A 22,800-nucleotide genomic window follows, 5' to 3' on the forward strand; every position below is an offset into this window, starting at 1 on the left:
ATCGGGTTACAGAGACGTTGGCCGGTTGAAGGCGAAGTATAAAACAGCTGTTACTTTACGAACTGCACGATAACATAGAGCAACCTGCTTTCTGGCTTGCCCAGTCGGGACGCCTGGCAAAGAACTCCTTATGTACGGTTTCGTAAGGCTTCTTCATGGCTTCCTGTAGTTTCAGGAACAGCGTGTTTTCGCCTTTTTCCAGTTCTTCGATAGCCTGGTGCAACAGGTAGTTACGAAGTATAAATCGTGGGTTAGCGGCCTGCATCATCTGCTGCGAAGCTTCCCTGGAAATGCTGTTCTGTTGAATCCGAGTTGCATATTGCTGCATCAATTCAAATAGCAAAGTGCTTTCTTTATTAGTCAGCTCTTTGTAAAAGCTTTCCTTGAAATGATTTGCAACTTCTATCTCATTATCAACTGATAACGGTAGGTTTATCAGTAACTGGTAGAAAATTGTCATATCGGGTTGCAGTTCGCCGAGCATCTCCTCGAATTGCGTGATAAAGGCTAGGTCTGCTTCCTTTATTTCGTCAAAGCCCAGTTTGTTGCCCATCATGGTGTAATACTTCTCTGATACTACTGCCTGGTAGCTTTCCAGCAGCGCGATCAGTTCTTTGGTATCCGGAAGCAGCGGAGCAATAGCGCTGGCCAGGCAGCCCAGGTTCCAGTGCGCCACAGAAGGCTGTCTGCCGAAAGCATAGCGTCTGCCGGGTAGGTCGGTGGTGTTGGGCGTAAAGTTCGGGTCGTAATCATCCAGGAAGGAGTAAGGGCCATAATCGATGGTGAGGCCAAGTATAGACATGTTATCTGTATTCATAACGCCATGCACAAAGCCGACCCGCATCCATTCCACCACCATACTTGCGGTGCGTTCCATCACCTCTTTAAACCAGGTGAGTACTTTATCTTCTCCTTTAATGTGTGGATAGTAACGGTCTATCGTCCAGTTGGTAAGGTTGCGAAGATTGTCCAGTTCTTTGCGCGCAGCCAGTATCTCAAAATTACCGAAGCGCAGGAAGCTGGGAGCTACACGCATCACAATGGCGCCGGGCTCATACTTGGCATTGCCGTTGTAGAACATATCGCGCAGTACAGGTTCCTCCGTTTCCACGAGGCTGAGGGCACGGGTAGTAGGTACGCCCAGGTAATGCATGGCTTCGCTCATTAGATACTCTCTAACAGACGATCTCAGCACAGCGCGGCCATCTGCCCTACGCGAGTAGGGCGTCGGTCCACCGCCTTTTAATTGCAGTTCCCAGGTCTTGCCATCCGGGGCTTCCATTTCGCCCAGCGTAATGGCCCTTCCATCGCCGAGTTGCCCTGCCCAGTTACCGAACTGGTGGCCCGCATAGCAGGCAGCGTACGGGTACATGGTATCGGCAATGCGGTTTCCGCCCAGGATGTCTACTTCCTGCTGTTCGGTGGGCTTCTCGATGCCAAGTTCCTGTGCCAGCTCATCAGACCAGGCTATGAGCGTTGGTTGCGCTACTGGCGTAGGGATGGCTTTGCTGTACAGCACACCAGGTGTCTGGCGGGGCTTCTTGTCGCCGCTCTCATCTCCCGGAAAATGGTCTGTAAATTCTTTTTTATATGTTTTGGTGCTTAAGCTTTGCATGTCTCTCTTTTAAAAGTAGGGATAAACCGGTTTAAAGGTACGGCTGGCGTGCTTTAGTTCCGGTTGTTTTTAAACAGAATTTATACTCGAAAAGTTGAAAAAGTGGTCTGTTTACTTAAAGTATGTATATTGGTTTATGCATATAATATACTGATTATGAAAAGTATAAAGATTTTAATTTAATTTAAAAATTAAATCGGGTAGTAAAGTATCTAATGTAAACAGCTAAAAATCTGAATTTATACTTGGGGTGATTTTGAGCGTAACAGGAAAACTCCAACTACTCATACTTGCATGCGCGTTCTCTGGAACTACCTGAAACCCCACCGTGGCCTGGTTATACTTTCGCTGTTACTGGCAGGCATTAGCCAGGTGCTGGCCCTGCTCGACCCGGTTATCTTCGGAAAAATAATTGATGATTATGCCACGCCGCCTTATACGATGCCGGCCGATGAACGGGTAAAAGGTGCCGTTACCCTGATGGCGCTGGCAGTTGGCATTGCGTTGCTTTCGAGGCTGGCCAAAGCTTTTCAGGAGTATATGACCAACCTGGTGGTGCAGAAATTCGGAGTGCAGATTTTTAACGATGGCCTGAAGCAGACGCTGCGCCTCTCGTACCAGGAGTACGCCGACCAAAACAGCGGCGAAACATTGTCTATACTTCAGCGGGTGCGCCGCGATACTGAACGCTTTATCACAGCTTTCATCAACATCCTGTTTTCGTCTATCGTGGGGGTTGGGTTTCTGGTTTGGTATGCCATAACAAAACACTGGGCGCTGGTGCCTATTTTCCTGATTGGAATTGTGGTGCTGGGCGGACTGACCAGCTTGCTGAGCGCGAAGATCAAAACGATGCAGCGTTCCATTAACCGGGCAACCAACAAAATGTCAGGAGTGATCACCGAATCGCTGCGCAACATAGAACTGGTCAAAAGCCTGGGGCTGACGTTTCAGGAAGTACGCCGGCTGCGGCAGCACACCGAGCAGATCTTTGAGCTGGAAATGGTAAAAGTAAAGCGCGTCCGGACCTTGTCTTTCCTGCAGGGCACGGCCCTCAACCTACTCAAGCAATCTATACTTTTTACCTTGCTCTGGCTGATTTTCCGGGATAAACTGACTACAGGAGAACTGATCTCGATGCAGTTTATTTCGGTGAGCATTTTCGGGCCGTTGCAGGATTTAGGTACTATCATACTTGCTTACCGCGAAGCGGAGGCTGCCCTGTTTAACTTTGATGAACTGATGAAAAAGCCGGTTGAGAAACGCCCCGAATCTGCCATCGACATTGGCCCGATACAGCAGTTGCGTTTTGAAGACGTGGTATTCCGGCACCGCGATGCGCCACAAAATGCTTTAGACGGAATTTCGTTTGAAGCCAACACTGGCGATACCATTGCGTTTGTGGGACCGTCGGGTTCGGGTAAATCTACGCTGGTAAAATTGCTGGTCGGGCTTTATGTACCCGTTACCGGCGAAGTATACTATAACAACACGTCGGGCAAAGAGATCTGGCTGAACGAGGCGCGCCGGCAACTTGGCTTTGTAACCCAGGAAACCAACCTGTTTTCGGGCACCATCAAAGACAACCTGCAATTTGTAAAACCAGACGCGACTGACGACGAAATTGTAACGGCTATGCAGAAGGCATCCTGTACCAATTTGCTGGCCCGCTCTAAAAACGGAATTAACACGCAGATAGGGGAAGGCGGACTGAAAATGTCTGGTGGCGAAAAGCAGCGTTTGTCTATTGCCCGCGCCCTGATCCGGAACCCGCGTCTCCTCATTTTTGATGAAGCCACCTCCGCTTTAGACTCCCTGACAGAAGAAGAAATTACTGCGACTGTGCGGGAGATCTCCGCGTTGCGCGAGCAGATCACCATCCTGATTGCGCACCGGCTTTCCACGATCATGCACGCCGATATTATTTTCGTACTTGAAAAAGGAAAGATAGTGGAGCAGGGCAGCCATAATGAGCTATTGGAGCAAAAAGGCTTATACTATGCCATGTGGCGACAGCAGATTGGGGAACGTAAGCTTGAGTTGATTAAATAAGTGGTAAGTTATACTTTGCCTGCGTTGCTGGCTGCTTAGGTTAATTGAGAAGTTCTTTTTTTATAGTGTGCTTTTTCGCCTCGCCGGCTAGGCCTCACTTTTCTCCTTGATGAGAACAGAGGGCCCCTACCCCCAAAGTAAGCAAAAGAATCAAGACAATTCGAAACTCGCTGAACGCTCAAACAGCGAATTGTCGGCAACGTGCACCTGGCTAAGGTCTATTTCTCTTTGCGGTAGTATAAATTATTATTCGTTATGCGAATAATTTAAGCTGATAGAAGAGAAAAACTTATCCCAGTTCTTGGGTTGAGCGCCTTGTGAATTTCCGGTGCGCAGCAGCCGTAAGGCAGGGAATGAGCACAGCGCGATACCCGAGAACGAGTCCCAGCGGACTTGGAGCGAAAAAGCTAACTATAAAATAAAAACTTCTCAATTGAGTCAGGAAGAAGTTACGCTAGCAAAGTATAAAACTCACTACTAACCACCAATTTTATACTTTACCTATCCTTACGATGGCTTCCCTTTTTGGCTCTTCTTTCTTTGGCGCGGTCGCTTTTCAGCTTCTGGAATTCGTCGTTCGAGATAACGACAGTATAAGTTAGAGCAGACAAAATAGAAAGGCCTTCGTCAAAATCCACTTCAATGCTGAGCTCCAGGCGTTTGTTTTCATTTAAAGTATAAGTACCGTCCTCGGCTTTATCATATACCTTAAACTCAAAATCACCTTCTTCGGTATGCTTGGTGTTATCGCGCGCCAGGCAATCGCCGGTAAGGATGAGGGGCGTTTCCAGTTCATCAATGTAATCGAAAGGCTGGTGGTATTTTCCGTCTTTTTTGTACGTAATGTACTCGATCTTATCAATCTCCAGTTCGATATCAGCGTTGTTACTGTCGCGTTTGGATTTGATATTCAGAATATTGCCCTTTAATTTCATGTGCTGTGCGATTTGTTTTGCTGGCCAAAGTATAAAACAGGCTACAGGCCGTTGTTGCAAAGTATGCTACAAAAGTACGTTTTAATTTCTGTAGGCGTATCTTTAAAATGGATTTCCGGTTTATAGCTACTTTAAATTTGTAGCTAAGCGCAACAATTTGGTTAATTTTGGTTGCTGCTATTTACCACCTGTTTACGTCATTTTATACTTTCGTTTCCGTATGTCTACAGCCGATACAAGCGATTTTTTTAAAGAACAACGCAGCACCTCCGAAATCAAGTCGGAGCTGCTGAACGAGTTTTTCAAGGCCTGGTGCAGTGCACAACTGGGAGGGCAGCGGTATGTAGCCAACCCGGCACTGGCTTTTATAGACCTGTATGCCGGCGACGGAACCAATGAGGAAGGCAAACCAGCCACGCCCGTTAAGATACTCAACAGCATTTTTGGCTCGCAGCAGAAAGTAAATCTGAATAAAATTGTCCGCACATTTTTTAACGACGAAAAGCAGGCCACAGCAGCCAAATTAAAGCAGCACCTGTTGCAATTACCTTACTACGCGGAGCTGATTCATAAACCGGTGCTGCTGCACGAAGAAGCCAACTTCAGTTTGCTGGCAAAACTTCTCGGCACCGATACGCCTACCTTGCTCTACCTCGATCCGTTTGGTTATCCTTTTTCGCAGCAGTTGCTTTTGCAGTCCGTTAAGAAATGGGGCCTCGATGTGTTTATGCTCTTTAGTCCGGCGAAGATACGGGCGGCTGTAACCAATGCATCTGAGAAAGATATTTTGTATGAGTTGTTTGGTGCAGACCGCATCGCAAGTATAAAAGCTTTCTGCGAAAAGCACCAGGACGCCAACCAGCGCGAAGATTTCATCACGGATCAGCTGGAAGAGATATTTAAGGAGAAGCAGTATAAAACTTTCAGGTTCAAGATCAGTTTGCCCAAAAAGAACCAGACCAGCCATTATTTGTTTTTCGTGTCTAAGACGGATGCGGCCTACATGAAAATGAAGGAGCTGATGTTGTCTTACAGCGATTACCAGGAAGACGGCGTACCTTTGTTTGGAGCTAACATCAAGCACCAGTTATCGCTTTTTCAGGAGCAGTATCGTTACTCTATCAAAAACCTGACTGCCGATTTAGCCGCTAAAGCCAGCTTTTACAACAACCTGCCCCTGGAAAGTATTTACAAGCACCACAACATCGGCACGAACTACATTCGCGGTAATTACCTCGAAGCGTTCGAGCAGCTTAAAAAGGCGGATGTTGTTACAGCTATCAATCCGGTTTCCAGGCAGCCCATGCGTAAGTTGGGTTTTACTTCTATTATTGCTTATAAATAAGATGTGATTTATACTTTGCTGGCGTAGTTTGCCTTTTCAACTTTTAAAGTATAAGTAGTATGGTTGGCTTTTTCGCTCCAAGTCCGCTGGGACTCGTTCTCGGGTATCGCGCTGTTTACTTGAAGCTGCCCTCGCTCCGCTGCGGGCTGCCCCTATCGTGGCATCGCAACAATTAAAAGGCGCTCAACCCAAGAACTGGGATAAGTCTTTTTCTTCGATCAGTTAATTCTTCAACAAAGTATATATCATACTTCTGTTAAATCAGACGGCTTCAGCGGTTCTAACTCCCCTCCTTTTTCAAGGAGGGGTGCCGCAGGCGGGGTGGTTAAACGCATCAAGTCGCAGATCCCGATGAATATCAGGAGAGAAAAGTAGGGCCCAGCCGGCGAGGCGAAAAAGCATGTTATGAAATAAGAACTTGTATGATAGGGCACTTAAAAGTTGAACTGCAACAATCAAAACAAACATGAATAATCTCTATTTTTGCTTTAACTAAAGTATACTTTTACCATGCAGGATTTAAAACTTTTTATGCTGATGCTGGGGTGCAGGCCGGCTGGCAGAAACACCGAGCAACACGACATGCTTTTCGGAATTGCAGAAACTGTAAAAGATCTGGTACCAGAGATCAAAGCATTCTGGCCCGAGGCAAAGGGCAACATACACGTCGATGCCTGGCGCGCAGTAACATGTGTGAACGGTTACGCTATCAAAGTAGTACCGAAGCAGGAGGCAACACCATCAGAAAACACGGACAAGCTTTTCTTTTTGAACCTGGGCGGATACAAACCGAACGAGTTTGATGAGTTTCATTATAAGATGTTGGTAGTGGCCAGCGATCAGGCTGGCGCCGTAAAGCAGGCCAAGCAAACCGCTTTTTACAAGCACACCGGTTTTGCAAGTGCTACCTCACACATCGACGATAAATTTGGGGTAGACGTGGATGATCTGGCTGAAGTAAAAGACATGCTCTCTGCAGAGGTAAAGCAAAAGTATAGCCTGCAGTTAACACCGCATTCAGCTGCACCGGAAGACGAAATGCACCTGGGTTATTTTCAGCTGCATAAGTTATAACCCTTCGCCAAGTATAAATAAAAAAGCCCGGCATATAGCTGGGCTTTTTTTGTAGGTATAAAGTATGAATTAGTCTTTCTCGTTGCCAAGGTTTTCGTTGCTCTTATGGCCTTTTAAGGTGCTGGCATTAGGCTGGTCATTCCGGAACTCTTTATCAGAACTGTCGGCTCCACGGCTGGTTGTTGTCAGGTTTGCGCTGTTGGCAAGTGTGTTCTTGTCTGGTGAGTCTTTGCCAGCTTTAGCTCCGCCGCTATTTCCCTCACGGCTTGGCTTATTTTCGCCGCGTGTATTATCGGCTCCGCCTACTACAGGCCCGCTTTGTGTGCCTTGTCCTAATCCGCTCACGCCTTCGCCTTTTCTTGAATTTTCGTCTTCCTGGATATTTCTGTTATTATTGCTCATAGCTTGGTTTCTTTTAGTTTAATAGAAAAAGTATTAACTCCTGTTTTATACAACATGGAGATATCCGGGTGTACGCAGGAACAAGGGGTAGAGGTTTTGGTTAATAATATAAGTAATTGATCATCCATACTTTAAAGTGTAAGGTAGCTGCTGAAATGATTCAAGCTTCTTTTGCGCAGGTGCATTTATTTCAGAGGAGCCAGTAACTGAACACCTTTCAGCAGAATATTTAAACGTGCCACAGCCTCATTCAGTAATTCTCTGTCTAATGGGTTGGTAATGGCCTTATCTGCATCCTTTAATACTGCGGTTGCATGGCTGCATATGGCCTGTACCTGTTCGGGGGCGGGTTGCTGATGTAGCATATTCTCAAAGCATTTCAGGAGGCGTATATTTATTTGCAGGTCACCCTTGCCATACGTCCGGATAGGGCTGAGGTAGCGGGTCATGAGCTCGTTTAGCGTAACCGTTTTATCTATAACCCGCACTTGTTGCTGCTCGTCCAGTAAGCAATTATGCTCCGTACATTTTAAGCGTCTTATAAACAGGAGGGTCAGAAAATCGATCGCTTTCTGGGCTGTGCCAGGGTCGTTAATACCGGGGCTAAGCGCTTTTACCGCAATTTCGGATATCTGTTTTACGCCCTGTTCATAATCCTTCATCACCACCTCTTCCTGGCTAAATGTAAAGCAACCTTGCAATTCTTTCTGTGCTTCCGGTGGCAAGGGGCTGTTTGTATAGTTTAAAAGTGGTGTTCCTTCTACCGCAAAACCTCCTACTTCCACAAGTATTTCTAGCTGTACCTGATGTTTGGTAGCCAGTTGCTGCAGCGCTGATAAGTCTATTTGTTTCAGGTACCCGTTGGCATCGTTTTTCAAGGTATGGTCTGGTGCAGCATTCCGGAAATTAGCCGGGGCATGCGTTTTCTTTACTGCTTTTTCTTCCTGGTTTAAGGCTTGCGTGGCATTCAGGAAAATGGTATTCAGGATGTTATCAACCTGTATTGCTTTGGAAACGCTATGTATAAAATATACAAACAGGATAAGGCATACAATCCCCAGTAGCAGCCCTATAAGTATAGCAATGGCAGGCGTTTGCTGTGTTTTCTCGTCAGGTTTATAACTCAGCAGCAAAAGGAATATATAAATGATAGTACCAATGTAAAAACCCAGTACAAGTTGGTGTGGCCGGGCGGTGGTTAGGCCCGGTATAACCCGGGGCGATAAGTTACTGGATGCCTGGCTCAAAACGATCATAACCATCGAGAAACTAAACACTGTAAGCGAAATAGTACTGGCTGCCAGTGTACTTAGTATGATCCGCGCATTTTCCTTATCACGAACCAGGTCGAAGGGCAGCCTTTTTTCAATAGCAGTGCTGTAAGGTGTAGTTTCAAAGTAGAGCATAACCAGCGCCAGCAGAAAAAATGCTGTCGTTATAATTGAAGGCAGAAATGCAATGCTGCTTGTAATAGATGCTTGCTTCCTGTAGGTCGAAGTTGTGAATTTAGCCATGTTTTAAAGTAAACCTTTGCTGGGTAGTGTTATACTTTCTCTTTTGTGATGGTGTAAATGACTTGCCAGCTTCGAAATATTTGCCCCCGCTGGCAAGTAGCGGCTTAGTTTCTACGGAAAGTATGAAATACGGATTGTGCAGGCCGGCTTTAAAGACTCTTGTTTTGCTCTGGTTTATACTTTGGTTTTAATGGTTTCATGCATCTGATTTAAGTAATATAAATATTGCTATCTGTATATTATAAAGACTATATATCTTTTAATTATGCAATTGCTTGAAACTTTGACACTATAATTAAGTATCTATTACTCTGTGATACCCTGGGTCTGGGGTATTGTTTTTAAACCAGGCTCGGGCAGTATCATATCGAATTATATGTCTCACATTAATAAAGCAATGTTTTATGCTGGCAATGAACTACCGTGGCCCGAGAAGGGTGCGAATTGATAATAAGCCAATGCCCGAGATCCTGCATCCGGAAGATGCCATCGTTCGGGTTACCCGCTCCTGTGTTTGCGGGTCTGACCTGCATTTATACAACGGCAACGTGCCCGATACCCGCGTAGGTATGACTTTCGGGCATGAATTTACCGGCGAGATTGTAGAAGTTGGTTCTGAGGTTACAAAAGTAAAAGTAGGAGATAATGTACTGGTACCGTTTAACATTGCATGCGGCAAATGTGCGTTCTGTAAACAAAAGCTGTTTGGTAACTGCCACGAATCAAATTCACAGGCAACAGCTGTAGGTGGTATTTTTGGATACTCGCATACGGCGGGTGGCTACGATGGCGGGCAGGCAGAGTATGTGCGCGTACCTTATGCAAACGTAGGCCCTACCGTAATACCGGAAGGCATGCACCCCGATGATGCCGTGATGCTGACCGATGTTGTGCCAACAGGTTACCAGGCTGCTGAAATGGGCGGCATACAACCCGGCGATACCGTGGTGGTTTTCGGGGCAGGGCCGGTAGGTATTATGGCAGCAAAATGCGCCTGGCTGTTTGGTGCAGGCCGCGTTATCATAATCGATCATGTAGAATACCGTCTCGAGTTTGCACGTAATTACGCACAATGCGAAGCTTACAATTTCAGGTCGCTGGAAGATCCGGTTGTGTTCATCAAAAAAACAACCGACTGGATGGGAGCTGACGTTTGTATTGATGCCGTAGGAGCCGAAGCAGCCGGTAATGCCATGCAAACCATAACAGGGCGTAAATTACTTTTGCAGGCAGGTTCGGCTACGGCCCTGCACTGGGCCATCAATGCTGTTAAAAAAGGCGGAATTGTTTCGGTAGTGGGTGTATATGGCCCAACCGATAACCTGGTACCGATCGGTAACGTGGTGAACAAAGGACTTACCATCCGTGCAAACCAGGCTTCTGTAAAACGATTGTTGCCTAGGCTGATCGAGCATGTGCAGAACGGTATACTTGATCCGAAGGCGCTGATCACGCACCACTTTGCTTTGGAAGAAGTAGCCGATGCCTACCATATTTTCTCTGATAAATTAGACGAGTGTATCAAGCCTGTTCTTGTTCCACCTTCAGCACAGTAAGTTAAATTTAGAACATCATGGAAAACATACCAGAAGATAAAAGACACATAAAAGGGTGGGGCGTGGACATCGATCCTAAAAACGACCCTACTTACCCAATGAAGCACCGCACCAACGAAGAGCACAAAGGCTATAGCTGGGAGCGGCCATCGCTGCAACCGGTAAACATCGAAGTGCTGCATTCGAACGAACGACCAAATGTAACAGCTGTGTTCGGTACCTCTACACCGCCCAGCGGCCTGAGTGGCATGATCCGGCGTTATGCTTTTAAGCACAGCGAGAACAGTTACCTGCATTGGTTGCCTTTATTACTGGCAGATCGCGTAAATGTAGTGGAAGGGATCGTGGATGATTTCAAGCAGGGACATGTACCAAACATTTTTGCTGAGAAAGGCATGAAAGCAGACTGGAAACACGACAAAGCCGGCCTGTTTCAGAAAGTAGCGATTACAGCACTTGTTACAACAGCGGCTGTACTTATACTTACCGGCAAGCACAAAGAACTGGCTAAGAAGTTCTAGAAAAATGGAAGTATAACTCTTCTTAATACAGGAGTTAGGAATGAAAAAGGCACCACTTGCATCGTAATTTATACGTTGGGAGTGATGCCTTTTTATATGCCATTGCTAGTATACATTTTGAGTAAAAAATAAAAGGGGCGGTTAAACTAACCGCCCCTTTTACATCCTGTATAGTTGTTAAATCTAAACGATTAACCTCCAGTAGTTCCGCCGGTTGTTGTGGTGGTACCAGATGTAGTAGTACCAGAAGTGGTCGTCCCTGTAGTAGTGCCGGATGTTGTCGTGCCACTCGTGGTAGTTCCAGTAGTCGTAGTTCCACTCGTGGTAGTTCCAGTAGTAGTGGTACCACTAGTTGTGGTTCCGGTTGTGGTAGTTCCACTAGTGGTAGTACCTGTGGTAGTCGTTCCTGTTGTGGTAGTACCTGTCGTCGTGGTTCCAGCTGTTGTTCCGGTTGTCGTTGTACCTGATGTCGTTGTTCCTGCAGTAGTTCCTGTTGTTGTGGTTCCTGCTGTTGTACCAGTAGTTGTCGTACCTGTTGTTGTTGTACCCGCTGTCGTCCCGGTCGTTGTTGTTCCAGTTGTAGTACCAGTAGTGGTCGTGCCGCTGGTAGTAGTTCCAGTAGTAGTTGTACCCGTTGTAGTCGTTCCGGTAGTAGTAGTAGTAGTAGTACCCGTGGTAGTAGTTCCGGCTGTAGTGCCTGTTGTAGTTGTGCCGGATGTTGTAGTCGGCATATCAGGAATCTGATCGTCGTCATCGTCGCATGATACTAGAACGACTGAAGATAGAAGCAATCCGCCTGTTATTAATGAAATCCAGTTCTTTTTCATAGCTTGTAGGTTAATGTTATTTTGTATTTAATTTATCCTTTTACGGAATGAAATAAATTTGATGCTAAAAAAATAACTCATAAATGCCTGATTAATTGTGTTTACGATTTTATTTAGGGATAAACAGGCGAAAAGCGGTTAGAAATCAGTTATATATAAAATATAAATATAATAATGTGTAAAGTATGAATATAGTCGCTTCATAACCTCAGCATTAAGTTGGTACAGCTTGCTGGGGCACTGATGCGGGGTTTTATCCCTGCTTCAGTATAAAAGAAAAACAAGCCCTACGCACTGTCGTAGAAAGCTTTATACTTTTATAAGCCAACCTTAACAATTAAACTAATGGCAGACGCTTCAACACCTACATTTAAGAAAACATACTTGCTGGGCAACGATTTTACAGTAAACAGAATGGGCTACGGTGCCATGCGCATTACAGGCGAAGGCATCTGGGGGCCTCCAAAAGATCACGACGAAGCGATCCGGGTACTGCAGCGCGCCGTAGAACTGGGCATTAATTTTATCGATACCGCAGATAGTTATGGCCCGAACGTATCAGAAGAACTGATTACAGATGCTTTATACCCTTATCCGAAAGATCTGCTGATCGCGACCAAAGGCGGCCTCACCAGAACCGGCCCCAATGTATGGCCCATCAATGCAGACCCTGCTTATCTGAGAAAAGCACTGGAAGGTAGCCTGAAACGGTTGAAGCAGGACCGGATTGACCTTTACCAACTGCACCGCATAGACCCGGAAGTGCCGTACGAGAAAACCCTGGAATTTTTGCAGCAGGCACAGGAAGAAGGCCTGATCAAGCACATCGGCCTTTCGGAGGTAACGGTGGATGAGATCAAAAAAGCGCAGGAGTATTTTAAGGTCGTATCGGTACAGAACAAGTATAGCGTCGATTTCAGGAAGTGGGAAAGTGAACTCGAATACTGCGAGCAGCAGGACATGGCCTTTATTCCCTGGAACCCGATCAACGCCGGTAATATAAAAGACCTGAAGCCGCTTACCCAGGTAGCTGAAAAGTATGATACCACACCCAACCAGGTGGCGTTAAGCTGGCTGTTGCATAAATCGCCGAACATCCTTCTGATTCCGGGAACATCCAAAGTAAAACACCTGGAAGAGAACTATAAAGCGGCATCGCTGGCGCTTACGCAGGAAGATATGGCTGCACTCGAAACAATCGGTAAAAATGCTTAAGTACCACAGCAGCAAAGTATAAATTCAACTATTTTCTGAGCGTATAAAATGAAAGCAGGTAAGTATGTTTGCCTGCTTTCATTTTATACTTTAACCCAGCTGTTTTGCAAAGTTTATTACAGTAAATTATACCCTCGCCTAGACCTGAAATCAACCTGAAGTATAAACAGCCTGCAGGTAACCAAAGTATAAAAAGGGAATGCACAGGATTGAAAAATTAGCTGTTACTTGCATATAGTTACGCATAAATCAAATCTGAAAGCTTATACTTCTTTGCCCATGAGATTTTACTTGTTCGGGTTACTTTTTATACTTGCCTTGGCTGCCTGCTCTAAAAAGCAGGAAACAACCCAGGCTGCCGTGATGGATATTTCCGAATCGGTGTATGCTTCCGGGGTTATAAAAAGTAAGAACCAGTACACTGTTTTCCCGATGGTGAGCGGCATTTTACAGCAGGTGCTGGTAACCGAAGGCGACGAGGTTAAAAAAGGCGACCCGCTGATGCTGATAGAAAATGAAGCCGCCCGCTTATCAACCGAAAATGCACGCATTGCCGCTGAATATGCCCGGCTGGATGCCAACCGCGAGAAACTGAACGAACTACAGGCCGCTATTGAACTGGCCGAAAGTAGCAAACGCAACGACTCGCTTTTGCTGGTACGCCAACGTAATTTATGGGCCGAAAAAATTGGAACGCGTGTAGAACTGGAGCAACGCGAACTGGCTTATAAAAATGCTGTAACTGCCCATCGCTCGGCCATACTTCGTTACAACGACCTTAAAAAACAACTCGATTTTACTGCCCAACAGGCACGTAAAAACCTGCAGATCAGCCAAAGCCAGTCAGATGAGTATACTATCAAAAGCGAGATGGATGGCAAGATATACAACATCCTGAAAGAGAGAGGCGAACTGGTAAACCTGCAGACGGCTGTAGCGCTGGTAGGCGATGCAACAGAATTTATACTGGAGTTGCAAGTAGATGAGTACGATATTGCGCGCGTAAAACCGGGCCAGCAGGTGCTCCTGAACCTGGATAGTTACAAAGGGAAGGTGTTCGAAGCCAAAGTATACAAAGTAAACCCGGCCATGAACGAGCGCACCCGTTCGTTTACCGTAGAAGCCAGCTTTGTAACCCGTCCGCCCGTGCTTTTCCCTAACCTGACCACCGAAGCCAACATCATCATCCGGACAAAGAAAAACGCCTTAACCATACCACGCGAGTACCTCCTGGACAGCTCGTATGTACTTACCGAAAACGACGAAAAAATAAAAGTTAAAACCGGCCTGAAAGATTACCGGAAAGTGGAGATACTGGATGGACTTACCAAAGAACAGGTGCTCGTAAAACCGGTGCAATGAACAAAAAACTGATCATCAGCATAGCAAAGTCGTTGTTACTGGCGCGCTGGCGGCAAAGCCTGGTTGCTGCGGTGGGTGTTACCTTCAGTATTGCCATGTTTATTACACTGCTGGGTTTCATGACAGGCTTAAACGACCTGCTGGATGGCCTTATCCTGAACCGGACACCTCACATACGTCTCTACAATCAAATAAAGCCCAGCGAAAACCAACCTGTAAATGCAGCAGCTGAGTTCAAAGATTCTTACAACTTCATCCATTCGGTAAAGGCTGGTATTACGCGCCAGGAGCTTTATAACAGCGGCCCGGTTATGCAGGCTGTGAAAGCAGATGCGCGCGTGGTGGGGGCAGCACCAAAATTAACGGCGCAGGTTTTTTTTAACGAAGGCACCATCGATATTACAGGCGTGATAAATGGCATCGAAGTAGAGGAGGAGATGCGCCTTTTTAACTTCCGGGATTATGTAACGGCCGGTTCTGCCATTGATGTAAAAAATGTAGCCAACAGCATTATTCTGGGCAAAGGCCTGGCCGACATCCTGGTTGCCGATATTGGCGATGTGGTGCAGGTTACAACGGCACAGGGCGAGCGTTTTCCGCTTAAAGTGGTGGGCTACTTTCAGTCCGGCATTCAGGAGATAGACAAAGTACAGAGTTTCGCATCCATTGGCACCACCCAGAAGCTGCTGGGCAAACCCGCCAACTACATCACCGATATACAGATAAAACTTACTGACCTGAACCTGGCGCCTGCCGTTGCTAAAGAATATACAACGCTTTTTGACGTGGATGCAGAAGATATACAAACGGCAAATTCGCAGTTCGAGACGGGCAGTTCGGTGCGCACGCTTATTTCTTATGCCGTTGGTATTACGCTGCTTGTGGTGGCGGGCTTCGGTATTTTTAACATCCTGAACATGATGATCTATGAAAAAATGGATTCCATCGCCATCCTGAAAGCCACTGGTTTTTCGGGTTCAGATGTAAACGCCATTTTTATCGTGATCGCGCTAAGTATAGGTTTTTTCGGCGGGCTGGTTGGGCTGGTACTGGGCCTGGTTTTTTCCCTGATCATCGACCAGATTCCGTTTGTAACAGCAGCGCTGCCAACCGTCACGACTTACCCGGTAAATTACAGCCCGATGTTTTATATTATCGGCGGCGTGTTCTCGCTGGTAACCATGTATTTTGCAGGTTTTTTTCCGGCGCGCAAAGCCAGCAAAGTAGATCCCGTCGAAATTATCCGGGGCAAATAAAGTATAAATCAGCGTTGCGTTATACTTGCCGAAAACACGTTCATCATGCAGGATATCATTTTAGAAGCCAGGCACATCAATAAGTATTTTCATGATCCGGTTACAACCCAGGTACTGACGGATGTGTCGTTTTCGATCCGTAAAGGTGAGTTTACGTCCGTGATTGGGAAGTCGGGTTCCGGGAAATCAACACTGCTCTATATTTTGTCTACAATGGATACCGATTACGAAGGCGAAGTGTTGATCGATCAGGAATCTATGGCTAATAAAACCGATAAAGCACTGGCCCTGATCCGCAACGAAAAGATCGGTTTTGTGTTCCAGTTTCATTATCTGCTAAACGAGTTTTCGGTGCTCCGCAATGTGATGCTGCCCGGTTTAAAGCTGGGCAAGTACAGCGCCCAGGAAGTAGAGCATAACGCCATGCAGCGCCTCGAAATGCTGGGCATCGGACACCTGGCCACCAAAATGGCGAATAAAATTTCGGGTGGCGAAAAGCAGCGGGTGGCCATTGCACGCGCGTTGGTAAACAACCCGCACATCATCATGGGCGACGAACCTACCGGTAACCTGGACAAAAAGAACAGCGAAATTGTGTTTGATATTTTCAGGGAACTGACGCAGGAGCACAACCAGACTTTGTTAATTGTAACCCACGATCAAAGCTTTGCGGAAAGAACAGGCCGCATCCTGGAGATGGAAGATGGCAAATTGATCAGCGGCTAGCCAATGCTACCATTCCGGTTCATCTTCGTCATCATCAAATTCATACTTTTCCAGGTAATCAGTTTTGGCCAGCAAGGCATCGATCAGCGGCTGGTTTGTTTCTTCGTAGATCAGTTCGCCGCGCAGCAGAAACCTGTTGGCATCCAGCAGTACTTCATAAATAGGGGTATGGATGTGCTTTGGGATCTTAAATAAACGCGGGTCGTGCTTAGTAAAAGGCGTGGCAATTTTGGAGCTGAACAAATAAGGGATCAGCGTTTTAGAGCAGCTGATGGCAATGCGGTGGATTTCGTTCTCCTCAAAGTATGATTGCAGCCGCTCGTTTATATTCTCGAAAAACTCCATCGTTTCGCCTAACCGCACTCTAGAGCCAGCTCTCGATTTGCCTTTGGTTTTAAGGTATTTGATCTGGCTTTTGCCCTGCTTTTTCCGGACCATGTACGAACGGAATACTTTATGATCGAGACACCTTCCGTTCTCAAAATAGCCCAGCGCGCAGTTACCAGATTGCACCAGCAGGATCACATAATGTACCGGATCATCCGGCTGCGACTTTAAGTTCGGCGGAGATATCGTCAGTGGCAACCGAAAGTATAGCTGATCTTGCCCGGCATTATCTGTTACAACCAGCCGGTGTTTTTCAGGTTCGTAGGTAGTTTTGAACGCAGATGTCTCCAGTGTGCGGAGCAGCTGGCGCGCGATCTCTTCGGGTATGTAGCGGTTCACTGGCATTTCTGGTTCAAGCTTACGTATTTTCCCTGAAATTGCAAGGAGCTTTACCAAAGTATACTTTACATTTCTGATGGGTTTATACTTTCCTTAACTGCCCCCAGCACCTCAGAACAGGCTATTTATAAGCAGCTACATTTTCCCTGTAATTGATGTGGTAATGTACTCTAAATAAGTGCTATATATCCGGTTATACTTGATGGGTACGCGTATACAAAGTATACTCTAAAGTATAGCAAATTATGAAAACCAAGACCTTACTATTATCTGTTTTTCTGGGAGTTACGATGTTGCTGACAACTCATGTCATGGCGCAGAGTCAGGAACAAACCAGAGAGCAAATCGAGATGAATAAGGAGAAGCAGCGCCAGGACAAACAACGCCTAAGCGATGCAAAAGACCTTAAAAAAGAATCCAAAAAATCAGCAAACGAATCGAAAGAACGTGCCCGTGAAGCCAAAGCTATTTCCAAAGAAGCGAATCGTGTGGAAGATGATGCCTCGGATGCAGCAAAGCAGGCAAACAGAGCTGTAAAATCAGAAGAAAAAGCCCAGCGCAACCGCGAAAAAGCTGACAAACAAGCTAAAAAAGCTGCCCGCGCCAGCCAGAAATCGATCGATAACTAAATGGTAGTTGTTGCTTGATCTATACTTCAGTTAACAAGTATGATTTGGTTTATACTTGCTTTGTGTGATAAACACACATGCCGCACCGCCATTGTTGGTGTTTTCACCAATAACTCTGCTTTATCAATGAGTGCTTGATACTACTCACCTACAAATAGATCATACTTTAAAAGCGACTATTCCAAACCGGGATAGTCGCTTTTTTATAGTTTAAATTCAGATTGTTATTTGAACAACTATATTACTTCGGATGCTGGCAACCCACCCCTAACCCCTCCCGGGAGGGGAATATTTCTGTGGAAGTAAGCATCCTTTATATATCCCCTTCAAAGTACTTTCAGAAGTAAGTATAAATTTCCCCTCCCTGGAGGGGTTAGGGGTGGGTAAAACTTGCCGGTGTCAGTTTTATACTTTTACAATCTATAAAACTGGATTCCAAAGTATAAACTTACTGTACTAACAGTTGCTTCAGGAAGGGGGCTGTTTTACTGTCCGGTGAGGCTGCAACCTGTGCGGGTGTGCCGGCTGCTACAATTCGTCCGCCTTCTTCACCTGCGCCCGGCCCGACATCTATTACCCAATCACTGTCAGCCACCACACGCATGGTATGTTCTACCACCACCACAGTATTGCCGGCATCAACCAGGTTATTTAACTGCGCTAGCAGCTTTTCTACGTCGGCGGGGTGTAGGCCGGTTGTTGGCTCATCGAGTATATAAAGGGTGTTGCCGCGCTGGGCTTTTTGTAGTTCTGTGGCCAGTTTGATGCGTTGCGCTTCCCCACCCGAAAGCTCTGTTGCCGGCTGGCCCAGACGTAAATAACCCAACCCAACTTCGCGCAGCACAGACAGTGCCCGGTGTATGAGTGGTTCTTCTTCAAAAAACGAATGGGCAGCATCTACCGTCATGTTCAGTACATCGGCAATATTCTTATTGCGGTACAAAACTTCGAGGGTAGCAGCATTGTACCGCGCTCCGTGGCAGACAGGGCAGGGAGCATACACGCTTGGCAGAAAAAGCAGTTCGACCATGACAAAACCTTCGCCCTGGCAGTTTTCGCAGCGGCCTTTAGCCACGTTAAACGAGAAACGGCCGGCATCATACTTGCGCGCACGCGCCATTGGCGTGGCCGCAAAAAGCTTGCGAACATAATCGAAAAGGCCGGTGTAGGTGGCCATGTTGGAGCGGGGCGTGCGACCAATCGGTTTCTGGTCTACGCGCACCAGTCGTTTTATACTTTCCATACCTGCGGTTATATAACCACCGGTTTCCTGCGGTTCTGTCCGTTCGAGTGTATCGGTTTCTTCTTCTTCCAATGGCAACGCATGGCCCAGGTGTTCGGCTACCAACTCCACTAAGACCTGGCTTACCAAACTCGATTTGCCTGACCCGGACACGCCTGTTACGGTTGTAAACACACCCAGCGGAAAAGCAGCTTCTAAGTTGATCAGGTTATTTCTGGTAACACCAGCCAGCTTAAGCCAGCCCATTGGTTGGCGTGGGGTACGTGCAGGCAAAGTAAGTTCTCCGAAAAGATAAGGTGCTGTGCGGGAAGTGGTTATTTGTTGCAAACCCTGCGGCGGACCGCTGTATAAGATCTGGCCGCCTTTTTCGCCGGCATCCGGGCCTACATCTACCAGCCAGTCGGCGTGCCGGATAATGTCCAGGTTATGCTCTACCACAAACAGCGAGTTTCCGGCTTTCTTCAGACCTTCCAGTGCTTTTAAAAGTGCCAGCGTATCGGAAGGGTGCAGCCCTGCAGACGGTTCATCCAACACATATACAACCCCAAACAAATGCGAGTAAAGCTGGGTGGCAAGCCGTAGCCGTTGCAACTCCCCCGGCGACAAGGTAGGCGTGCTGCGCTCCAGTGAAAGGTATCCCAGGCCCAGATCGAGCAATACCTGTATGCGCGCTACCAGATCCTGGGTAATGCGTTGTGCAACAATGGCCTGCTCCGGATGGTCGGTTTGCTGCTGAGAGTTTAGGTTGGCTGTGCCATCAGTATAAGGAATAAGTATACTTGCCATCCGTTTAAGCGGCAACCTGGACAGCTCTGTTATATCATACCCGGCAAATTTAACCGATAAAGATTCGGGGCGCAGGCGCTTGCCCTGGCAATTGGGGCAATCTGTACTGAGCATATATTGCTGCACCCGCTTCTTCATTTGGGGGCTGTTGGTGTTGGCAAACGTATGGAACACATGGCGGCGCGCGCTACTGAACGTGCCCATATAATTTGGTTCTTCTTTGCGTTTGAGGGCGCGTTGGGTTTGCTCTGGTGTGTAACCCGGATAAACCGGCGCTACAGGCTGTTCCTCTGTAAACAAGATCCAGTCGCGGTCTTTTTGCGGAAGTTCGCGCCAGGGAGTATCTACATCAAAGCCAAGCGTAACCAGAATGTCGCGCTGGTTTTGCCCGCCCCAGGCTGTTGGCCAGGCCGCAATAGCTCGCTCGCGTATAGTAAGCGAGTCGTCGGGTACCATTGATTTTTCAGTTACTTCATAGATGCGGCCCAGGCCATGGCAAACCGGGCAGGCACCTTCTGCGGTGTTGGGAGAGAACGCTTCGGCGTAAATAATGGATTGTCCCGCCGGGTAATCGCCCGCCCTGGAGTACAGCATTCGTACCAAGTTAGAAAGCGTAGTAACACTGCCCACCGAAGAGCGGGTAGTTGGCGTGCCACGTTGCTGCTGCAAAGCCACTGCAGGCGGCAAACCTTCAATGGCGTCTACTTCCGGCACTGCCATCTGGTGAAACAAGCGCCGCGCATACGGCGAAACAGACTCCAGGTAACGGCGCTGCGCTTCGGCGTACAGGGTGCCAAAAGCCAGCGAAGATTTGCCCGAACCGGAAACACCAGTAAAAACTACCAGCGCATCGCGCGGAATGGTAAGGTCTATATTTTTGAGGTTATGCTCGCGCGCGCCACGAACGGTTACATACCCTGTAAAGTTTTTTGCAGTTGAATTTGTTGGGTCTTTTGCCATGAAAGAGGATACGAATCTATACGAAAGTAGAGGCTTCAGCAAAGCCATCAGTTGTAAACCGTCTTTTACTAAAATAGCAGCAGAATGGTTGGTGTGGAAGTATAAACAGGCGTAAACAAAAAATCCCTGCAGGTTATCGGCCTGCAGGGATTTTGATGAGTGTATTTATACTTAGTTTGTAACGGCACGGAAGGCATTTACTCTGCCATAGCCATACTGCGGATCGCGACCTGGTTTGCCCAGGTCATCTGCTGATTCGCGAAGTTTGGCAAGTACTTGTGCCGGATTCATGCTGCCGCCATTTTTACTGATGATCAGGGCAGCTACACCTGTTGCATGCGGTGCAGCCATACTTGTACCCACAGACCAATAGTAAGAAGCTGTGCCTGGTGCCAGGTTGCTGCCCGCACTGAACACATAATCGAATACATACGCATACTGGCGAACACCACCGATCGTCACGATTTCGTTACCCGGATACTGGTAATCACCGCCTGGTGCTGCAAAATGAACATCAGATGTACCGTAGTTAGAGTAAGAAGCTAAATGATCCATGAAGGTAGAGTAGGGGTTAAGCGCCCAGCCACGTGGAGCAGTTGCGGAAATGGAGATTACGCCAGTTGAGCCCGATGGTAAATGTACCAGCGACTTATCTACGTTACCATCATTGGCTTCGTTACCGGCAGATGCAATTACTGTTACGCCGTTTTTGGTAGCATAACTTGTAACACGGCTAAGCGCTACGAGTAATTCCTGCGTTGCTTTGGTATCACTTACAATAAAGTCATCAGACGGATCGTCCGGAGTGCCGTTATCATCCAGGAATTTACCGTTACGTGGCAAAGCAGCACCAATACTCATGTTGATCACATCAGCTCCCTGGTTTGTAGCGTGGATAATACCATCCATGATCCAGGAGAATGCTCCGGAACCTGAGTCACGCAATACTTTTACCAGTATCAGTTTTGCCTGTGGAGCTACACCGATAATACCGATGCCGTTATCTGCAGCAGCAATAGTGCCGGCTGTATGAGAACCGTGGCTACCAACGCCTGGCAGGGCATAGCCTAATTGTTCGCCTACAACAAAGTTTTTGCTGGCGGCCATGTCAATATTAGGGGCAAGGTCCGGGTGGTCCAGGTCGAAACCGGAATCAAGCACAGCTACCCGTACACCCTCGCCGCGTACGCCTGTGTTCCATGCTTCTGATGCCTTGATGGCAGCATGTCCCCACTGCAGGTCAAAATAACGGTCGTTGTCGCCGCTGGCAGGAGGGGTACCAAAATCTTCCAGGGTAATGATCTTCTCATCTTCCGGGTTAAACCATTGGATGTTAAGGTCACGTACCACCGAGCGTACACCGGCAATTTTACCAGCTTTAGCTGCAAAAGCAGGGTCATCAGAATAAACGGTGGCAACACCGGCTTCTGTCATCAGGCTGGTAACCTGTCCGTTAGCAGCAGCCAGGTTATTAGCCAGGCCTGCAGGCAGTTTTTCGCCCGTAGAAAGTACGATGTAGTGTTTAGACCGGAAAGAAATTTTTGAATTTGTGGCCCCTGTTACGGCGCTGGTTGCGCTTTGGCTAAGCTGAGAAGAAGGTTCAGCCAGTTCGTTATCCTGGCTACAGCCAAATAAGCCTGCAAAAGCAAACATAACCGGCAGCACTAACTTCGTCGGGGTTAACTTTTTGTTATCCATACTACACAATAAGGTTGAGGTGAAAGAATTATAAGAGAATTATTAAATGCTGAAAAAGGATGCCAGACGGCGAAACAGAGGATTTGTGGTTATGTGTGATTAACCAATCGTTTCTCATCATACTATCTTATTGTTAAACTGAAAGTAGAGCCTTATACTATGGTTGCGTGTAAGGGTTACACGTTCATTATGAATAAGTTAACGATGTTTAAACAGTAAAATAAGACAGGCAGGTATATACCTATTCTCTAATAAATCTGAAGTATAAAATTACTTGTTACCTGTGTGCTATAGCTTGTGTTATACCTTGCCAAAGTTATACTTTTACCAAGGGCGAAGAAGAATCCAAAAAAAGATA

Annotated in this window: 18 protein-coding genes; 10 read left to right on the top strand and 8 right to left on the bottom strand. The window is 46.9% G+C overall.

Going from position 1 to position 22,800, the window contains the following annotated elements:
- Positions 1–55 precede the first annotated feature (55 nt).
- Positions 56–1,615 (bottom strand): protein adenylyltransferase SelO, encoded by a 1,560-nt coding sequence (locus DP923_RS05750; protein WP_112304907.1) that lies wholly within the window; start codon positions 1,613–1,615, stop codon positions 56–58.
- Between the two features lie 294 nt (positions 1,616–1,909).
- Here DP923_RS05750 and DP923_RS05755 point away from each other — a divergent pair, with 294 nt between their 5' ends.
- A complete protein-coding gene (locus DP923_RS05755; protein WP_112304908.1) occupies positions 1,910–3,667 on the top strand; it encodes an ABC transporter ATP-binding protein in 1,758 nt (585 codons plus the stop codon).
- A 497-nt stretch (positions 3,668–4,164) separates the two neighbouring features.
- Here DP923_RS05755 and DP923_RS05760 read toward each other — a convergent pair whose 3' ends face one another.
- A complete protein-coding gene (locus DP923_RS05760; RefSeq protein ID WP_112304909.1) occupies positions 4,165–4,602 on the bottom strand; it encodes a hypothetical protein in 438 nt (145 codons plus the stop codon).
- Positions 4,603–4,822: 220 nt separating this feature from the next.
- Here DP923_RS05760 and tcmP point away from each other — a divergent pair, with 220 nt between their 5' ends.
- Both tcmP and DP923_RS05770 read left to right on the top strand, forming a co-directional pair.
- A complete protein-coding gene (gene tcmP / locus DP923_RS05765; RefSeq protein WP_112304910.1) occupies positions 4,823–5,947 on the top strand; it encodes a three-Cys-motif partner protein TcmP in 1,125 nt (374 codons plus the stop codon).
- Between the two features lie 510 nt (positions 5,948–6,457).
- Positions 6,458–7,021, top strand: coding sequence for a DUF1543 domain-containing protein (locus tag DP923_RS05770; protein ID WP_112304911.1), 564 nt, complete (start codon positions 6,458–6,460; stop codon positions 7,019–7,021).
- A gap of 69 nt (positions 7,022–7,090) precedes the next feature.
- Here DP923_RS05770 and DP923_RS05775 read toward each other — a convergent pair whose 3' ends face one another.
- Positions 7,091–7,423, bottom strand: a complete 333-nt coding sequence (locus tag DP923_RS05775; protein ID WP_112304912.1) for a hypothetical protein — start codon at positions 7,421–7,423, stop codon at positions 7,091–7,093.
- Between the two features lie 185 nt (positions 7,424–7,608).
- A complete protein-coding gene (locus DP923_RS05780; RefSeq protein ID WP_112304913.1) occupies positions 7,609–8,937 on the bottom strand; it encodes a DUF2254 domain-containing protein in 1,329 nt (442 codons plus the stop codon).
- 404 nt (positions 8,938–9,341) lie between these two features.
- On the opposite strand from DP923_RS05780, the gene DP923_RS05785 reads away from it, so the two are divergent.
- Entirely contained in the window at positions 9,342–10,493 is a 1,152-nt protein-coding gene (locus tag DP923_RS05785) for a zinc-dependent alcohol dehydrogenase (protein ID WP_112304914.1), read from the top strand.
- A gap of 17 nt (positions 10,494–10,510) precedes the next feature.
- Entirely contained in the window at positions 10,511–11,014 is a 504-nt protein-coding gene (locus DP923_RS05790; RefSeq protein ID WP_112304915.1) for a hypothetical protein, read from the top strand.
- A 191-nt stretch (positions 11,015–11,205) separates the two neighbouring features.
- Here DP923_RS05790 and DP923_RS05795 read toward each other — a convergent pair whose 3' ends face one another.
- On the bottom strand, positions 11,206–11,841 hold the full coding sequence (locus tag DP923_RS05795) for a hypothetical protein (protein WP_207801945.1): 636 nt from the start codon (positions 11,839–11,841) through the stop codon (positions 11,206–11,208).
- Positions 11,842–12,186: 345 nt separating this feature from the next.
- Between DP923_RS05795 and DP923_RS05800 the strand changes: the two genes are divergently transcribed.
- From DP923_RS05800 to DP923_RS05815, 4 genes are all read left to right on the top strand, one after another.
- A complete protein-coding gene (locus DP923_RS05800; protein ID WP_112304916.1) occupies positions 12,187–13,056 on the top strand; it encodes an aldo/keto reductase in 870 nt (289 codons plus the stop codon).
- 279 nt (positions 13,057–13,335) lie between these two features.
- Complete coding sequence (locus DP923_RS05805) at positions 13,336–14,418, top strand: efflux RND transporter periplasmic adaptor subunit (RefSeq protein ID WP_112304917.1); 1,083 nt, start codon at positions 13,336–13,338, stop codon at positions 14,416–14,418.
- Positions 14,415–15,674: an ABC transporter permease gene (locus DP923_RS05810; protein ID WP_112304918.1), complete on the top strand. Its 1,260-nt coding sequence runs from the start codon at positions 14,415–14,417 to the stop codon at positions 15,672–15,674. The genes DP923_RS05805 and DP923_RS05810 overlap by 4 nt, the downstream gene beginning before the upstream one ends.
- A 45-nt stretch (positions 15,675–15,719) precedes the next feature.
- A complete protein-coding gene (locus DP923_RS05815) occupies positions 15,720–16,400 on the top strand; it encodes an ABC transporter ATP-binding protein (RefSeq protein ID WP_112304919.1) in 681 nt (226 codons plus the stop codon).
- 6 nt (positions 16,401–16,406) lie between these two features.
- Here the strand turns inward: DP923_RS05815 and DP923_RS05820 are convergent, their stop codons facing one another.
- Complete coding sequence (locus DP923_RS05820; protein WP_165838154.1) at positions 16,407–17,132, bottom strand: hypothetical protein; 726 nt, start codon at positions 17,130–17,132, stop codon at positions 16,407–16,409.
- 239 nt (positions 17,133–17,371) lie between these two features.
- Here DP923_RS05820 and DP923_RS05825 point away from each other — a divergent pair, with 239 nt between their 5' ends.
- The gene (locus DP923_RS05825) at positions 17,372–17,755 is read left to right on the top strand and encodes a hypothetical protein (protein ID WP_112304920.1); all 384 of its coding nucleotides are present in this window, start codon (positions 17,372–17,374) and stop codon (positions 17,753–17,755) included.
- A gap of 448 nt (positions 17,756–18,203) precedes the next feature.
- Here DP923_RS05825 and uvrA read toward each other — a convergent pair whose 3' ends face one another.
- Together uvrA and DP923_RS05835 are read right to left on the bottom strand one after the other, a co-directional pair.
- Complete coding sequence (gene uvrA / locus DP923_RS05830) at positions 18,204–20,744, bottom strand: excinuclease ABC subunit UvrA (RefSeq protein WP_112304921.1); 2,541 nt, start codon at positions 20,742–20,744, stop codon at positions 18,204–18,206.
- 171 nt (positions 20,745–20,915) lie between these two features.
- A complete protein-coding gene (locus tag DP923_RS05835; protein ID WP_112304922.1) occupies positions 20,916–22,442 on the bottom strand; it encodes a S8 family peptidase in 1,527 nt (508 codons plus the stop codon).
- Positions 22,443–22,800: the final 358 nt, after the last annotated feature.

Source organism: Pontibacter arcticus (assembly GCF_003284895.1).
In the GTDB taxonomy this organism is placed as follows: Bacteria; Bacteroidota; Bacteroidia; order Cytophagales; family Hymenobacteraceae; genus Pontibacter; species Pontibacter arcticus.

Bases quoted from the DNA above. Each gene is read 5' to 3' on its own strand.
- DP923_RS05750 (WP_112304907.1), bottom strand. From the start codon at position 1,615: ATGCAAAGCTTAAGCACCAAAACATATAAAAAAGAATTTACAGACCAT.
- tcmP (WP_112304910.1), top strand. From the start codon at position 4,823: ATGTCTACAGCCGATACAAGCGATTTTTTTAAAGAACAACGCAGCACC.
- DP923_RS05805 (WP_112304917.1), top strand. From the start codon at position 13,336: ATGAGATTTTACTTGTTCGGGTTACTTTTTATACTTGCCTTGGCTGCC.
- DP923_RS05835 (WP_112304922.1), bottom strand. From the start codon at position 22,442: ATGGATAACAAAAAGTTAACCCCGACGAAGTTAGTGCTGCCGGTTATG.
- uvrA (WP_112304921.1), bottom strand. From the start codon at position 20,744: ATGGCAAAAGACCCAACAAATTCAACTGCAAAAAACTTTACAGGGTAT.
- DP923_RS05780 (WP_112304913.1), bottom strand. From the start codon at position 8,937: ATGGCTAAATTCACAACTTCGACCTACAGGAAGCAAGCATCTATTACA.
- DP923_RS05760 (WP_112304909.1), bottom strand. From the start codon at position 4,602: ATGAAATTAAAGGGCAATATTCTGAATATCAAATCCAAACGCGACAGT.
- DP923_RS05785 (WP_112304914.1), top strand. From the start codon at position 9,342: ATGCTGGCAATGAACTACCGTGGCCCGAGAAGGGTGCGAATTGATAAT.
- DP923_RS05825 (WP_112304920.1), top strand. From the start codon at position 17,372: ATGAAAACCAAGACCTTACTATTATCTGTTTTTCTGGGAGTTACGATG.
- DP923_RS05770 (WP_112304911.1), top strand. From the start codon at position 6,458: ATGCAGGATTTAAAACTTTTTATGCTGATGCTGGGGTGCAGGCCGGCT.
- DP923_RS05775 (WP_112304912.1), bottom strand. From the start codon at position 7,423: ATGAGCAATAATAACAGAAATATCCAGGAAGACGAAAATTCAAGAAAA.
- DP923_RS05800 (WP_112304916.1), top strand. From the start codon at position 12,187: ATGGCAGACGCTTCAACACCTACATTTAAGAAAACATACTTGCTGGGC.
- DP923_RS05820 (WP_165838154.1), bottom strand. From the start codon at position 17,132: ATGCCAGTGAACCGCTACATACCCGAAGAGATCGCGCGCCAGCTGCTC.
- DP923_RS05795 (WP_207801945.1), bottom strand. From the start codon at position 11,841: ATGAAAAAGAACTGGATTTCATTAATAACAGGCGGATTGCTTCTATCT.
- DP923_RS05815 (WP_112304919.1), top strand. From the start codon at position 15,720: ATGCAGGATATCATTTTAGAAGCCAGGCACATCAATAAGTATTTTCAT.
- DP923_RS05790 (WP_112304915.1), top strand. From the start codon at position 10,511: ATGGAAAACATACCAGAAGATAAAAGACACATAAAAGGGTGGGGCGTG.
- DP923_RS05755 (WP_112304908.1), top strand. From the start codon at position 1,910: ATGCGCGTTCTCTGGAACTACCTGAAACCCCACCGTGGCCTGGTTATA.
- DP923_RS05810 (WP_112304918.1), top strand. From the start codon at position 14,415: ATGAACAAAAAACTGATCATCAGCATAGCAAAGTCGTTGTTACTGGCG.